Origin of the sequence: Kribbella sp. NPDC056345 (assembly GCF_042262745.1) — a bacterium.
Lineage (GTDB): Bacteria > Actinomycetota > Actinomycetes > Propionibacteriales > Kribbellaceae > Kribbella.
This window is the reverse complement of record NZ_JBHJQQ010000003.1, coordinates 651,464-666,673: the sequence shown is the minus strand read 5'-3', so window position 1 is coordinate 666,673 and position 15,210 is coordinate 651,464. Positions and strand designations below refer to the sequence as shown.

Genomic DNA, 15,210 nt, shown 5'->3' with positions numbered 1-15,210 from the left:
CCGCTACCGGATACGCTCGGCGCCATGAGTGATCGTGTCGGCTGGCCGGTTGCGCCGGAGCTGCGGCGCCCGCGGATCCTGCGGCAGCAGTGGCTCGACCTCACGTTTCTGCACTGGGCTGTGGATCCCGCTGACGTTGCGCGCTTCTTCCCGCCCGGCACTCGTCCTGATGTCTTCGAGGGACGCACCTATATCGGACTGGTCCCGTTCCGGATGGTCGGTACCGGTCTCCCGCACGGGCCGGCTGTCCCGTACTTCGGCACCTTCCTCGAAACGAACATCCGGCTCTACTCGATCGACGACGCGGGCCGCCGTGGTGTCGTCTTTCTCAGCCTCGATGCGAACCGTCTCGCGGTGGTGTCGATCGCCCGCGCCGTCTTCGCCCTCCCGTATCGCTGGGCCGAGATGACCCACAGCAGTTCGGGGAGTAGGCAGACCTACATGTCGAGATTGCGCCGGCCCGGTGTGTCCGTGGCCGCCCTGATCACGGTCGACACCGGGCCGGTAGTCCGCGCTGATCCGTTATCCGATTTCCTCACGGCCCGCTGGGGCTTGCATGCCCGTCGGGCCGGCTGCACCTGGTACCTGCCGAACCAGCACCCGGCGTGGGAGCTTCACTCCGCCACGGTCACCAAGCTGCACATGCCGGGTCTGTTCCCGTCAGTCGGTCTGCCCGAACCAGCGGGGCTTCCCGACCACGTGCTGTACAGCCCGGGCGTACCGGCGGAGTTCGGACTGCCAGTCAAACCATCATTTCGGCGGTCTGCTGCTCGATGAACGGGATGCCGGCCTGGCCGGCCCATCGGTGCACCTCTGTTGCCAGCGCCCGTGATCCCGCCTCGTCGCCCTCGGCCTTGAGCAACACGCACAGCAGGACCTGCTGAGCGAGCGTTCCCAAGAGATGCCCGATCTTCTGACGCAGCTCGGTCGAGCGTTCCCACTGCGCCCGGGCCAGCTGCAGATCACCGGCCGTGTGCGCGTGATCCCCGAGATGCCGCAGCGCCAGTGAGATCACGAGATCATCCTGAGCGTTCTCGCCCAGCTTCAGCGCCTCGGTGTAGTGCAGGAATGCGGTGTCCGAGTCGCTCAGCAGGTTGTCCGCGATCGCCCCGGCGTAGAACGCGGCCATTCCGGCCCGCCGGTCGTCCGGCGCGATGTCCCGCAGCACCACGGCTTGGGCCACCAGAGACTCACCGCGTTCGGTCGCGCCGCTGAACAACGCCTGGGAATATCCCGACCGCAGCTCCAGCAACGCGGCATCCCAGCGAACCGTTGCGTCCGGCAACAGCTCGAGAGCACGCCCGAGCGCTGCCAGAGAGCGCTCTCCGGTCTGCGTCCGCCGCGCGAAGTCCTCATCCACCGACACCTCGGCGAGCGCCAGTGCAACCGTCCGAACCTCCTCCGGCTCGGTTGCGCGCGTCGCTTCCAGCAGCGCGCGAGCAACTCCCCATTGCCCTGCCAGTGTCAGCTGTCCCGCCGCGGCCACCACTGCCGACATCTCGACCTGCACCATCTGACGTCTCCTCACCGATCCCGAACTGGTGCAACGAAAGTACTTCGACGTCGAAATGTTTGACAACTAAGCTTCAGTCGGTGAAAAATCGGGCCGGTGAAGGAAGACTTCGTGAACTGGCACGTCGACCAGTGGGAACGCGAGATCCCCGGCTTCGACCGCCGCGTCGAGGGGATCGCGGTGCGTCTGCAATCACTCGGCCAGTACCTCGACCGCAGTCGCGACGCCGTTCTGGCGAAGTACGAGATGCAGTGGTGGGAGTTCAAGACCCTGCACCTGCTGCGCCGCAACGGTTCGCCGTACCAGGCAACCCCCGGCGAGCTCGCCAAACACCTCTCCATGTCGCCCGCCGCGCTCACCAACCGCCTCGACGCTCTGGAACGCCGCGGCTTCGTCGAGCGTCATCACGACCGCGACGACCGCCGCAAGGTCCTCGCCCGCCTCACCCCGGCCGGCCTCGATATCTGGCAGCGCGGCATCGGCGACATCCAGGACGTCGAGCAGTCCCTCGTACGCACGCTCCCCGAAGCCGACCAGGACCACCTCGAAGCGCTGCTCCGGACCCTCCTCCAAGCCACCGAAGAGCGGGGATGATTGCGGCCCTCGGGAATGGGCGAATCAGGTGGGACGGCGAGCGGCAAGTCGTGAAAGAGTCGTCCTGTGACTGACGATCAGAGGACCGGATGACGCGGCCGCAGGAGGACCTGCCTCGCCAGTACGCGCGGACGCGACGTTTCACGGCCGGATCCGTTACAGGACTCGCGATCGACAGCACCGGGCGGTACGCGATGTTCAACCGCGACCACTCGCTCTGGGCCGTTGACGCGGGACGCGGTCGCGCGCAGCGCATCGGCCCGGCCGACGGCTACAGTACGGCGCTCGCACGCGTGTGCCTGCAGACCGCGGAAGGTGTTTCGGTCACCAACCTGGAGACCGGTGAACGGATCGACCTCCCGATCGGTGCGGTCGACGCCGCCCGGATCGATCCGACCGCGACGCTGATCGCCTTCGCGCAGCGCGGAGCGCTCGAAATAGTCGGCATCGACGGCAGCGAGCGCCGTACCGTCGCAAAACCCGACGGCGAGGCAGTGAGCTGGGGTGTTCCCGAGTTGGCGGCGTCGCTGTCGATGGGGCGAGAGAGCGCGATCTGGTGGTCGCCGGGTGGAGACCAGCTCCTGGTTGCCCGTGTCGACGAGAGCCGGGTCGAGCTGCGCTACCTTGCCGATCCGGCACATCCGGATGCCGCACCGAAGGGAATCCGCTATCCCCGGGCCGGCACCGCCAACGCGCAGGTGACCCTCAGTCTGATCGCTCTGGACGGCCGCCACCTGGAGGTCGAGTGGGACAACGCCGAGTTCGAGTACCTGGTGCAGGCCACCTGGACGACGGATAAGCCACTGTTCGCGGTGCAGAGTCGCGACCAGCGCCGCGTCCAGCTCCTCGAGGCGGATCCGGCGACGGGGGAGACAACCGTCGTCCGCGAGATCACCGACGAGCAGTGGGTCGACATCCGGCCTGGTACGCCGACGCGCACCCCTGACGGGCGGCTGGTGTGGATCGAGCGGGACCTCAGCTGCGACACCAACCGGCTCGTCGTCGGCACAGACTTCGTTACGCCTCCGGGCCTGCAGGTTGCCGAGGTCCGGTCCGTCTCGCCGGCCGGGATCGCTCTCCTCACGCAGACCGAACCGACCGAGACGCAGCTCTACCTCTACGACGACGAACTGCGTCCGCTCACCACGGAACCGGGCGTCAACGACGGATTCGTTGCCGAAGGCACCTTGCTGCTCGACCGCCGCGCCATGACCGGACGCCGGATCACGATCAACGGACACGGCATCGAATCCCGTCCGGAGCGACCACATCTTGAGCTCGACGTCGAGCTGATCAAGGCCGGCCCCGACGAACTGCGCACCGCTGTCTTCCGGCCGTCCTGGCATCGCCCCGGCATGCCGGACCTGCCGGTTCTCCTGAACCCGTACGCCGGTCCCGGTTTCCAGCTCGTGATGGCGTATCCGGCGCCGTACTATGCGGTCTCGCGGTGGTTCGCCGAGCAAGGGTTCGTCGTGATCAGCGCCGACGGGCGAGGTACGCCGGGCCGCGGACCGGCGTACGAGCGTGCTGTCCACGGCGACGTGAAGAATCCCGCGCTCGACGACCAGATCGCTGCCCTGCATCATGTTGCCGAGCGGTACGGCGATCTGGATCTGGAGCGCGTCGCCCTGCGGGGGTGGAGCTACAGCGGTTTCTTGGCGGCCGCCGCGGTGATCCATCGCCCGGACGTCTTCCGGGCTGGGATCGCCGGCGCGCCGGTCACCGACCAGCGCCAGTACGACAGCTACTGGAAAGAACGCTTCCTTGGACACCCCGACAAGGATCCCGAGGCCTATCGCCGTGGATCATTGTTGTCCTACGCAACCGAACTCACCAGGCCGCTGCTGATCGTTCAAGGTCTCGCGGACACCAACGTCTGGAGTTCGCACACGCTCCGCCTCAGTGGAGCCCTGTCCGCGGCGGGTAAGCACCACGAACTGATCGTCCTCCCTGGCGAAGGGCACAGCATCTCCGACGAGGACACGATCGCCAACCTGTTGTACCGCGAGCTCGACTTCCTGCAGCGATCTCTCGGAGTACCGGCTCCCGACTAGCGTCAGCCGAGACGGAGGATGGTCTCTTCGATCTCGGCCTGACGTGCGTTGGCGTAGCCGACGTCGGTGCCGATGGCGGCGAACCCGGCTCTCTCCAGCACCCTGAGCGAACCCGCGTTGTCACTCGCCGCGCGTGCGTGGAGCGGCCGGACGGTGATGCGCTCGAGCAGGAGTGCGAGAGCCTGCCCGGCCACACCCTGTCCCCACACGGACCGATCGATCCAGTAGGTGACCTCGGTGTCGCCCTCCATCTCGAAGCTGCCGATGGTCCCGACCAGCTCGCCGTCCCGGGTGATCGCCAGGAAGGTCAGCTCGGGATCCGATCTCAACCGCGCGGTGTGTGCGTCGAAGGCGGCGCGGTCGTCGGGATCCCGGGCGGTGAAGGCCGCCATCCGGACAGACTCCGGATCCCGCATCTGCTCGAACAGCGCGTCGAGATCGCCGTCCTCGACTTCCCGCAGTGCCACCTCAGCCATGATTCGCCCTCTCTGCGATCCTGCAGCGCCAACGTAGCAACGGCCGCCGACAGTTTCAGGCGCGGAGACGATCGACGACGAGATCGGCGACCGCACGCATGCCGGCGGCGTTCGGGTGGTACGGCACGAAGCCACCGAGGAAGCCGGGCGGGCGCAGGGTGAAGCCGGTCGTCCACGGTTCGGGGGAGCCGATGGCGTGATCGCGACTGGCCGCGGAGGCGGCGATCAGATCCGCGCCGGTGGCAGCCGCGGCCTTGGCGAACGCGGTCGCCAGGCCGTCGGCCATCATCGCGACGCTCGGCAGTTGCTCTTCGTTCAGCGGTACGTCGAGACGCGGGCGAGTGCTCGGGCCGACGAGGGTCAGATAGTCGACGAGCAGGATACGAGCGGCCGGAGAGCGCTCTCTGACCTTCTCGACGACGGTCGTCAGTGAGTCGGCGGCAGCTTGGTAGTCGGCGTCGTCCTTGAGGTAGCTGACACGCGCGCGGATCCGGTTCGCGACCCGGCGGCCGAGGAGGGTCGCCGGTTTGGCGAGGGTGTTCAGCGCACTCCCGCGCAGGAAGGTGCCGACGTACTCGAGATCGTTGCCCCCGGCATTGATCGTGACGAGGGCGGTATCGGGGCCGACGGCATCGAGTTGGGGTGGTGCATCGTCCTGGCGGGTGTCGAGCAGGTGGGCGGTGGTCGCGCCGGAGTAGGTGACGTCAGTGAGCTCGAGACCGAGCTCCGCGGCCACGAGCTGCGCGTAGTTGCGGCCCGATCGGCCTGCCGGCTTGTGCACGATCGGGTCGATTCCGGGACCTGCTGCGAACGAACTTCCGAGGGCGACGTACCGGCTGCCGGGTGGGATCACCGCCCAACCATAACCGCGACCTGGCACCATGATTCTCCGGAATGTGCTGACCGGAATGTGGATGGCTGTGTCACAACGCAGACAGCTCTCCGGTCTTCACCTGACGGAAGCACCAATTCTCTGAAGGACCAACACCTCTCTGAAGGGAAGTACTCATGCGCGGAGTCACGCGGGGAGCGCTCACGGCGTTCTCGATCACCGGCCTGGCGGCGGCGACGCTCGTCGGCGTACCGGTCACCGCGAACGCGACACCGCCGTCCGGCGTCACCGGCGAGATCCTGTGGCAGAAGACGGTGGGTGACACGGACGTCGTCTACCGCAAGATCACCATTCAGCCGGGTGGGACGACCGGCTGGCACTTCCACGACGGCAACCTGATCGCCAAGGTGGCCGAAGGCACGCTCGACCACTTCGGCAGCGACTGCAAGTCCGACGGTCACTACACCAAGGGCGCTGTCTTCCACGAGCCCGACCACCAGGTCCACATCGGGCGCAACCTGACCGACAAGCCGATCGTGCTGCTGGTCTACTACTTCAACCCGAAGGGCGCGCCGCTGTCCGAGGACGCGGCGAACCCGGGCTGTTCGTTCCAGTGATCCAGGGCCCGCCGGGGCAGATCACCGCGCCCCGGCGGGCACCCTCGCCGTACCGGTCGGCCCACGCCCCGGCATACTGCACCGCGTGAGCGACGATGTGTTCGGAACGGCCGGGATCCGCGAACGCGTCCTGGCAGGCTGGTCCGCAGCGCCCGTGCGGTTCCGGGAGGATGCGAACGCGGAGGAAGATCTTGCTCTCGGCGGGTACGTCGACCGCCTGGTCGTCGAGCTCGCCCAGAACGCCGCCGATGCAGCACTTCGGGCCGGTGTCCCGGGCCGGGTGCTGTTCGAGTTCCGTGGGAACACGCTCGTGGTCGCCAACACCGGTACGCCGTTGTCGGCGGAAGGTGTCGAGTCCCTGGCAACGCTGCGGGCCTCGGCCAAGCGCGACTCCGACGAGTCTGCCGTTGGACGGTTCGGGGTCGGATTCGCTGCCGTTCTCGCGGTGAGCGATGAGCCGGTGATCTTGTCGCGGACCGGTGGGGTCAGGTTCTCCAAGGCCGATACCGCTGCAGCGATCGCAGCACTCGGTGAGGCCGGGCTCGACACCGAGGTACGGCGGCGTGACGGCAAGGTACCGGTCTTGCGACTGCCGTTCGAGGCCGAGGGCGAACCGCCGACCGGCTACGACACCGCGGTGATCCTGCCCCTGCGCGACGAGGCCGTGGCTGCTCTCGTGAGTCGTCTGCTGGCCGAGGCCGGAGATCCGCTGTTGCTCGCGCTCCCTGGTCTCGAGAGCATCGTTCTCGAGAACGCGGAGGAGACGCGCGTTCTTGAGAACGCGGGATCTCGCTGGTGGATCCACCGGATCGCGGGAACGTTCGACGCCGGAGAACGCGAACAGCTCCTTGCTGATCGGCCCATCGAAGAGCGCTCTCGGCCGTACTATTCCGTGCTCTGGGCGCTCCCGCGCGATCCCGCGACCGTTCTCCCGAACGTCGTCCAGGCGCCGACCCCGACCGAGGAAGCGCTCTCTCTGCCCGCGTTGCTGCTGGCAAGCTTCCCGCTGGACCCGACCCGCCGCCACGTCGCAAAGGGACCGCTGACAGACCGCCTGGTCCGCGAGGCTGCCACGGCCTACGCCGAACTCGTCCGCCAACGCGCTGAGCGCCCCGACCAGAACGTATTGCCGCTGGTACCCACGGGGCTGGCGGCCGGCGTACTGGACCAGGCGTTGCGGGAGGCGATTCTCGCGGTTCTGCCGGGAACGCCGATCTTGCGTGCGGTGGACGACGGGTCTCTGTTGCGACCTCGGGATGCGGTGGTGGTCGAAGGTGCTGATGAGGCGTTCAACCGGGTGCTGGCACCGATCGTCCCGGGGCTCATCGGCGCGGCTCGGCAGGATCGGCTCGCGCTGGATGCACTTGGAGTGCGCCGGCTGGAACTGGCCGAGGTAGTCGATCAGCTCGGGACCGCCGCGGCTGACGAGTCGCCGGAGTGGTGGAGCGCTCTCTACGGCTCGCTCTCCGGCATGGTGACGGACGCACTCCTGCGCGAATCCCTTGGTACGTTGCCGGTTCCACTCGCCGACGGCCGTCTCGTCCGCGGTGCGCGCGCCCTGTTGCTGCCCGGTCCGGAGCTTCCTGTTGATGTCCTCGCTGAGTTCGGCGAGTACGGCGTTCGCGTCGTCCACCCTGCCGCCGTGAACCCGGCGCTCGAGCGACTGGGCGCGATCCCGGCATCACCACGCTCGTTGCTGGAAGACAGCGCCGTCCGGACCGTCGTCGAGCACTCCGCGGAGGCAGACGACCCGGATGCGGTCGCGCACGCCGTACTGAGTCTGGTGGCGACCGACCCGGCGCAGGCCGAGGGCCTTTGGTGGCTGTCCGATCTCGTACTGCGTGATGTCGATGGCGAGCTGGTCCCAGCAAACGCTCTCGTGGTCCCCGGGTCCGACGCCGAGGCGGTGCTTGACGAGGAGGAGGTCGCGCCGATCGATCCCGCGGTCGTCGAGAGGTACGGACTGCCCGCGCTGGCGGCGGTCGGCGTACTCGCGACTCTCGGGACCATCACGTCCTCAGACGTCGCTCTGGACCGGTTGCCGGAGGCTCTCAAGGATCTGGATGCGATCGAGGACTGGGCGTACGACGTGGCGCCGGACGGTTCGCGGTACGGCGCAACCGTCGGCGAACTCACCGCGATCCGCGATCTCGACTGGGTCAAGGACGACGCCTGGCCGCGCGTTCTCGCGATCTTGGGAACCGTTCCCGAGCTACGCCGTGCTCTCGTGACTCAGGTCCGCGTGGTCGGCCCGGACGACCGGCCGCTCGGCGTACCGTCGTATTCCGCGTGGTGGATCAGAGAACGCGTTCTCCTGAACGACGGTGAACCGCTGGCCGGCCGGGCTGATCCCGAGGCGGATCATGTTCTCGCGGCGTTTCTGGACGAGGCGCCCGAGTGGACCCGTGATCTCGATCCTGAGATCCGTTCAGCGGTAGGCCTGGTGCGTGAGGTGGGCGATCTCGACGCCGACGGGATCAGCCTGGTGCTGGAGCGTCTGGCCGATCCGGATCAGGAGATCTCAGAGAGCGCTCTCTTGCGTTTCTGGCGGCAGCTGGGGACGTTGCCTTTGTTTCCCGGTGAAGCTCCAGAGCATGTTCGCGTGCTGGGCGAGGACGGCTGGACCGAGGTGGTCGAGGCTGATGCAGCAGTCGTCGCGGACAGCCCGATGTGGCTGCAGCGCGCTGATCTCGGTGGATTCGTGGTTGCTTCCGGAGCCGCGGCCGACGGCTTGAGCGATCTGCTCGACGTACCGCTCGCCCAAGAAGTTGCCGAAGGCAAGATCGACAGCACCGGCACACCGGCCGACGTACCGGAGCTCGTCCGCGAACTCGTCCCCGAGGTCCCCGACCTGTGGTGGGAGCACGAGGAACTCACCGTCGACGGCGTCGAGGTCTCCTGGTGGGTCGACGCCGACGGCGCCCCACACGCCGCCACCTTCGACGGCCTGGCCAAAGCCCTGGCCTGGGCCAGCACTCGCTGGGACCGCCGCCACGTCATCCGCGCCGTCCTCAACGAACCCGACCGAGCCTCCGAACTCCTCACCGACGCCTCCTACGACTAGCCCCAACCACTGCGGACCAAACACATCCATCACCCGCCTAACCAACCTGCGTGGACAGCAAACCGACAACGTCCACACTGGTCGACCGCCGCTACGGCCGCCCAAGACAGCGTGGCTGGGTAATGCGATGGCTGACAGGCATGGTTGCTGCAGGCGACCGCCCCCCTCGTCGCCTGGGGCCGACGGGCTGCGGTTGGCGCCCGGGCTCACACGGCTTGCGGCTGATCCGTTGCTGCGGTTGCCGCGCTTGGGTTCAGGCGGCCTTGCCGATGGGCCCGTTGGTGCTGTTGCTGCTGCTGGGCTCAGGCCGGGGGTGTCGACTCGGCTGGTGGCGTCCATGGTGGTTGGTCGCTGCCGCGGCCGGCCAGAGGGCGGAGGGCTGGGCGATGCGATGGTTGAGGGGCGTGGTTGCTGCGGGCGACCGGTCTCCGGTCGCTTGGGGCTGACGGGCTGTGGTTGCTGCGCCGGGATCATGCGGCCTATGGATGACTCGTTGCTCTGGTTGACGCCTTGGGATGTTCGGGGTGCGGCTGGCTCGTCGCTGGGGTTGCGGCTGATCTGTTGGTGTCTGCTGGTGGTCTGAGGCTGCTGCGTCCCGTGGTGGCTGGGACTTCTCCAAGCTGGCGGGGGAGCCATGTCGTCGGGTTCGGGTGATGCGGATCATTGGGAAGGGCTCGCCGGGCAGGTTGGGGTGTGGGTTATGGGTGTGGGGGTCATGGTTTTGATAGTCCGGGTTGTGGTGGCGGTGGTTGGGCATGGGTAGGTCCGCGGGCCGGCCTGGGGCCGGCTGCCGCGGTGGTGTTGGTGGACGGTGGGTGGTGGGGTTTATGGTCCGGCGGTTGGGGTGGTGTTGGTGGACCAGAGGTCGGTGTAGTTGGGGGCTAGGGAGGTTAGGTGGGTTCGGAGGGCTTCGCGGGTGGCGGCTAGTGCGGGGTTGGGGAGGGTGCTGGCGGCGGGGAGGCGGTCCGGCTGCTCGTGAGTCGGGTTGCTGCTGACACCGGACCAAATGGCATCGACATCATTGAGGCTGGCCCGACTCGCACCCGAGCTGATGGCATCTGCCCGGATCGCACCGGCCTTGGTCGCGACGGGGCTGCTGGCGTTGGCCGTGCGTGTATCCCAGCAGTCGGCGCTCGCGCTGCTCGCATTAGAGATGGTGGGGGTGGCATCGGTGTTGGCACCGACGCTGCTGGGGCTGTCGCCGCTTGGGCTGGGATTGGCGTTTCCGTTGCCGCTGGCACCGGCACTTGTGCCGGTGTCACTGGGAGCATCGGTGGGGGCAGGGGTCACCCAGTCGATGAGGGCGGCGAGGATGGCGGGGTCGGGGTCGGGTGGCGGGTCGGCCCAGGACGGGCGGGTGACCTGAACGCCGGTCGCGGTGATCGAGATCGCCCACTGGCCGTTGTGGACCGCGCGGTGGTGAGCCGCACACAGCAACGCGAGATTTTGCAGGCTGGTCGGACCGCCCTCGGCCCAGTGGATGACGTGGTGGGCGTGACACATCCACGGCGGTGCCTGACACACCACACAGCCCTTGTCCCGCTTGTTCAACGCCCGGCGGATGTAGCGGTTGACGAAGCGTTGTTCGGTGCCGACATCCAAAGGCTGGGAATCGCCGCCCAAGACGATGGGCAGGACGGCGGCGTCGCAGGCGAGGAGCCGGACGGCGCCGGCGGACAGGTTGTCACCGAACACCAGCTCACCCACCGCACCCGACCGGCCAACCCCGCCCTCCGGACCCTCCGAACCCGCAGCCGGGTCTGCGAGGTCTGTCGGGTTGCCGCCGAAGGCGGCCGGGGCAGCGGCGAGGGATGCTTTGAGGTCGTTGAAGTCGATCGTGACGGTCAGGTGGGGGACGCCGGGGTAGTCGGGGTTGCCGGCGGCGGCGTCCATGGTGACCTTCAGCGCGTCGGCTTGCCGCTGTTCGAGGGATCGTGGGTCTCGTTCGCCGTCGATGGTTTTGTGGGGTTTGGACAGTTGGTGGATCTGGGTCTGGAATTGTTCGCCGCTGGCACCGGCCAGGAACCCGGAGAACTTGACGCCGCCTTCGGTCTGCCGTAGCCGTAGTGATTCTTTCGCGGCGGCTTGGTCTTCGGCGGGTTCGGGGCCGTCGGTGTCGAGTCTGGTGAGGACTGTGTGGGCGAATGCGGTGAGTTGGCGGGGGTTGGAGATGCGGGCGGCGTTGATCAGTTGTTCTTCGGCGACCGCGAGAGTCTCGACCGGAACATTCGAGGGCGCCTTCTCCAAGGTGGTCACGATGATCTTGGCCAGCTCGAGAGACACGACCGCCGGGCGAGATGGATCAGTCGGGTCGGGCAGCGCGGCGGCCACGAGCGGGTACTTGCGTAAGCGGTCGGCGAACGCGAGGTCTTTGCGGACTTCGGCGCGGTCGAGGCGGTAGCGCTCCGAGACCAGCTCGACCGTGTCACGCGCACCCAGCTCGGCCGCGGTGCCCATCTCGTCCAGCCGGCCCAGCACCTGCAACTCGTAAGTCTTCAACAGAGCTTTGGCGGCCTGCAGGGTGTCCAGAGCGGTCAGCAGTTCGCTGCCGCTCTGGGTGTACACCGGGGGCATCGCCAAGATCTCCATGCCTCAAAGCCTAGACATGGCCACCGACAGTTTCCGAGCTCAGAACCCCTTATATACAAGGGATGTGTGGGCTGTTTGTGGGCTGGTTGCTCACTCAACTTGCCCACATGCATCTTCCTAGCGGCGAGGGTGCTGAGTGGCTCGTTGCGTCGGGCGATTCCACGATTCGCCGGCGCATGATCGCGCTGGCTGACTGCGAGAACGGCGCGCGCGAACGAGGAGGACTGCGACCTGGCGGAGTGACGTGGCGTAGTCGGGGCAGGCCTTGAGCTCTTCGGATTGGCCGGTTTCGGTCACCGTCACGCGGGATCCCTCTGTCGCCATCGTCACGGACAGCGAAACATCGTTGTCAGAGGTTGGTATATCGACTGATCTGCGGGTTTGGCGTCAATTTTGCAACGTGGCAATGAACTCTTGCCAACGTTGTCAACGCTACTTATAGTCCGTGGCACCTCTCGGTCGGTGATGCCGTGGTCAACGCAACGGAAACTGAGGTGACTTTCGTCATGAACACAGTCCCTGACAGGAACACCGCGCCCACCAGCAACGAAGGGCCGCGCCCGCAGTTCGAAGACGTCGCCGAGGTCGTCCGCTACCAGCTCAGCCGCCGCAGTCTGGTCGGCGGAGGTGCCGCGGCGGCTGTGACCGGTCTGCTGGCCGCGTGTTCCGGTGGTGGTTCGTACTCGGACAAGCCTGCCAACGACAAGCCTGTCGCGACCAAGTCGGTCCAGATCGGCAAGGCCAACATCCCGACGCCGCGGGACCAGACGCTGATCGTCGGGCAGGTCGAGTTCACCGTCTTCGACAGCTTCAACAACCTGATCCCGAACGGCGCGCCGGGTAGCGGTGGCTACGAGATGTGCCGCGAAGCGATGTTCTACCTGAGTTTCGCGACCGGTGAGCTGACGCCCTGGCTGGCCACCGGGTACAAGTACAACGCCGGCAACACCGAGCTGACGATCACCTTCGATCCGGCGGCGAAGTGGAGTGACGGGAAGCCGCTCACCGCGAACGATTTCAAGTTCACCGTGATGCTGCTGCGGGACCGGCCGGAGCTGTTCGGTGGCGGTGGTGAGCTGAAGGAGTTCGTCAAGGACGTCGAGGTTCCGGACGCGCAGACCGCGGTGATCAAGCTGACCAAGGCGACGCCCCGGTTCCACTACAACTTCATCTCCGCGATCTATGCCGGGTTCGACATCATGCCCGAGCACATCTGGAAGTCGCAGGACCCGACGAAGTTCAAGAACAACCCGCCGGTCAAGAGTGGTCCGTACAAGCTGAAGCAGGCGATCCGGAACCAGAAGATGTTCGTCTGGGAGAAGGATCCGAACTACTGGAACAAGGCCAAACTCGACGTCGGCCCCCAGTACGTCGTCTACCAGAGCACGTCGAAACAGGCCGACCAGGCCGCGCTCGCCTTCGAGCGGGCCGAGTTCGACGTCGGCTCGATCGACGAGCAGCATGCCAAGCAGCTGCGCAACACCGGTTACCCGAACCTGGTCACCACGCAGTTCAACGACCCGAACCCGCGGGTGCTGTGGCTGAACTGCGACCCGTCGCGCGGTGTCATCTCGGAGCCGAAGATGCGGTGGGCGATCAACTACTGCCTGGATCGGGAGAAGATCGGCAAGTCGATCTGGCCGGTCGAGGTGCCGCCGGCGATCTACCCCTGGGCGGACTACCCGACCAACGAGAAGTGGAAGAACGACGAGATCGCGAACAAGTACAAGTTCGAGTTCAACCCGCAGAAGGCGACCGAGCTGCTCGACGAGATCTGCCCGAAGAACGCTGCCGGGAAGCGGGCGTACAAGGGCAAGGAGGTCAATCTCGAGATCATCACCGCCTCCCCGGTCGACGGTGGTGAGTACGCGATCGCCAACGTGCTCAAGACCGAGCTGGCGAAGGTCGGCGTACCGGCGACGCTGCGCAGTCTGTCCGGCAGTGTGCACGGGGAGAAGTTCGAGCGCGGTGAGTACGACATCGACGCCAACTGGGCCGGGATCTCCTTCGACCCTGCGCAGCTGTACGCCGACTGGGAGAGTACTCGGGCGCAGCCGATCGGCAAGAACGCCGCGGGCAAGAACAAGATGCGCTACCGGAACCCGAAGTTCGACGAGCTGTCGCGCAAGCTCGCGGCGATGGACCCGACCGCGCCGGACGCGAAGCCGCTGCTCGAGCAGGCCCTGGAGATCTACTTCCAGGATCTCCCGCTGCTGCCGGTGATCCAGACTGGCTACCCGTCGTACTTCAACACCGCCTTCTGGACCGGCTGGCCGACCGACGAGGACCTGTACGAGGTGCCGCTGAACTGGTGGCAGCACTTCATGTTCATCATGGCCAAGGTCAAGCCCACCGGGCAGAAGGGGCCGGCGTGACGGCGGAGGCCCCGCCGGCGGTTGCTACAGGCAACAGCCAGGAATCCGCATCCCCGGCGTCGGGGGTGCGGGCCTGGATGTCGCGGCACCCGTTGGCGGCGTACGCCGTTCGCCGGTTCGGGCTGTACCTCGTGGAGCTGTGGGGCGCGCTCACCATCGCGTTCTTCTTCTTCCGCCTGATGCCCGGTGACCCGATCCAGACGCTGATCCAGAGCCTGCAGCAGAACTACATCTACAACCAGCAGGCGTCGGCCGAGATCATCTCCCGGTACCGGGCCGAGTTCGGCCTGGACGGGAACCTGCTCTCGCAGTACCTGGTGTACATGAAGAAACTGATCCTGCATGGTGATCTCGGGCCGTCGCTGATCAGCTACCCGACCCCGGCCCAGGACGTGATCCTGCGATCGTTGCCCTGGACAATCGGTCTGCTCGGGATCGCCGCCGTACTGTCCTGGATCTTCGGGCTGGCGCTCGGCGCGGTCGCGGGCTGGCGGCGCGGCAAGCTCGGGTCGCGGATCATGACGAACCTGTCGATCGCGCTCTCGCACGTCCCGTTCTTCTTCGTGGCGCTGATCCTGGTCTACATCTTCGCGTACTCACTGGGCTGGCTACCGGCCCGCTCGGCGTACGACTCCAACATCAATCCTGGCTTCAGCTTCGCCTTCATCGGCAGCCTGCTCAAGTACGGGTTGCTACCAGGGTTGTCGATCGTGCTGATCGGGACCTTCGGCTGGATCCTGTCGACGCGGATGCTGATGGTGCCCGTTCTCGGCGAGGACTATCTCGTGTACGCCGAAGCCAAGGGGCTCAAGCCGTGGCGGATCCTGACCCGGTATGCGTTGCGCAACTGCTACCTGCCGCAGGTCACCGCGTTCGGCATCTCGCTCGGCTTCATCTTCAACGGCAACGTCCTGGTCGAGCAGCTGTTCAACTATCCGGGTCTCGGGACGACGCTGGTGACCGCGATCCAGCAACTCGATTTCAACACCATCCTCGGCGTCACGGATATCGCGATCTTCTCCGTCCTGACCGCCGTCCTCCTGCTCGATCTCCTCCTCCCGTTGCTTGACCCGCGCGTCAAGTACTGGAAGTGATG

The 15,210-nt window shown here is 66.7% G+C and carries 11 protein-coding genes; 7 read left to right on the top strand and 4 right to left on the bottom strand.

What is annotated here, in order from left to right; genetic code table 11:
• Nucleotides 1-24 precede the first annotated feature (24 nt).
• Entirely contained in the window at nt 25-777 is a 753-nt protein-coding gene (locus ACFCV3_RS13865) for a YqjF family protein (RefSeq protein WP_376030045.1), read from the top strand.
• Here the strand turns inward: ACFCV3_RS13865 and ACFCV3_RS13860 are convergent.
• Nucleotides 743-1,513 (bottom strand): hypothetical protein, encoded by a 771-nt coding sequence (locus ACFCV3_RS13860; protein WP_376030042.1) that lies wholly within the window; start codon nt 1,511-1,513, stop codon nt 743-745. The two genes, ACFCV3_RS13865 and ACFCV3_RS13860, sit on opposite strands and share 35 nt — an antisense overlap.
• Before the next feature lie 96 nt (nt 1,514-1,609).
• On the opposite strand from ACFCV3_RS13860, the gene ACFCV3_RS13855 reads away from it, so the two are divergent.
• Nucleotides 1,610-2,107: a MarR family winged helix-turn-helix transcriptional regulator gene (locus tag ACFCV3_RS13855; protein WP_376030040.1), complete on the top strand. Its 498-nt coding sequence runs from the start codon at nt 1,610-1,612 to the stop codon at nt 2,105-2,107.
• Between the two features lie 89 nt (nt 2,108-2,196).
• Nucleotides 2,197-4,161, top strand: a complete 1,965-nt coding sequence (locus ACFCV3_RS13850; protein WP_376030038.1) for a prolyl oligopeptidase family serine peptidase — start codon at nt 2,197-2,199, stop codon at nt 4,159-4,161.
• Nucleotides 4,162-4,163: 2 nt separating this feature from the next.
• Here ACFCV3_RS13850 and ACFCV3_RS13845 read toward each other — a convergent pair whose 3' ends face one another.
• Both ACFCV3_RS13845 and ACFCV3_RS13840 read right to left on the bottom strand, forming a co-directional pair.
• Nucleotides 4,164-4,637 (bottom strand): GNAT family N-acetyltransferase, encoded by a 474-nt coding sequence (locus tag ACFCV3_RS13845; protein WP_376030035.1) that lies wholly within the window; start codon nt 4,635-4,637, stop codon nt 4,164-4,166.
• 55 nt (nt 4,638-4,692) lie between these two features.
• A complete protein-coding gene (locus ACFCV3_RS13840) occupies nt 4,693-5,490 on the bottom strand; it encodes an SGNH/GDSL hydrolase family protein (protein ID WP_376030033.1) in 798 nt (265 codons plus the stop codon).
• A gap of 155 nt (nt 5,491-5,645) precedes the next feature.
• Between ACFCV3_RS13840 and ACFCV3_RS13835 the strand changes: the two genes are divergently transcribed.
• The gene (locus tag ACFCV3_RS13835; protein WP_376030030.1) at nt 5,646-6,086 is read left to right on the top strand and encodes a cupin domain-containing protein; all 441 of its coding nucleotides are present in this window, start codon (nt 5,646-5,648) and stop codon (nt 6,084-6,086) included.
• Between the two features lie 85 nt (nt 6,087-6,171).
• Nucleotides 6,172-9,150 (top strand): sacsin N-terminal ATP-binding-like domain-containing protein, encoded by a 2,979-nt coding sequence (locus ACFCV3_RS13830; protein WP_376030027.1) that lies wholly within the window; start codon nt 6,172-6,174, stop codon nt 9,148-9,150.
• Nucleotides 9,151-9,975: 825 nt separating this feature from the next.
• On the opposite strand, the gene ACFCV3_RS13825 is transcribed toward ACFCV3_RS13830, so the two are convergent.
• Nucleotides 9,976-11,739 (bottom strand): DUF222 domain-containing protein, encoded by a 1,764-nt coding sequence (locus tag ACFCV3_RS13825; RefSeq protein ID WP_376030024.1) that lies wholly within the window; start codon nt 11,737-11,739, stop codon nt 9,976-9,978.
• A gap of 506 nt (nt 11,740-12,245) precedes the next feature.
• On the opposite strand from ACFCV3_RS13825, the gene ACFCV3_RS13820 reads away from it, so the two are divergent.
• Nucleotides 12,246-14,114: an ABC transporter substrate-binding protein gene (locus tag ACFCV3_RS13820; protein ID WP_376030022.1), complete on the top strand. Its 1,869-nt coding sequence runs from the start codon at nt 12,246-12,248 to the stop codon at nt 14,112-14,114.
• Nucleotides 14,111-15,208: an ABC transporter permease gene (locus ACFCV3_RS13815; protein ID WP_376030019.1), complete on the top strand. Its 1,098-nt coding sequence runs from the start codon at nt 14,111-14,113 to the stop codon at nt 15,206-15,208. The genes ACFCV3_RS13820 and ACFCV3_RS13815 overlap by 4 nt, the downstream gene beginning before the upstream one ends.
• Nucleotides 15,209-15,210 lie beyond the last annotated feature (2 nt).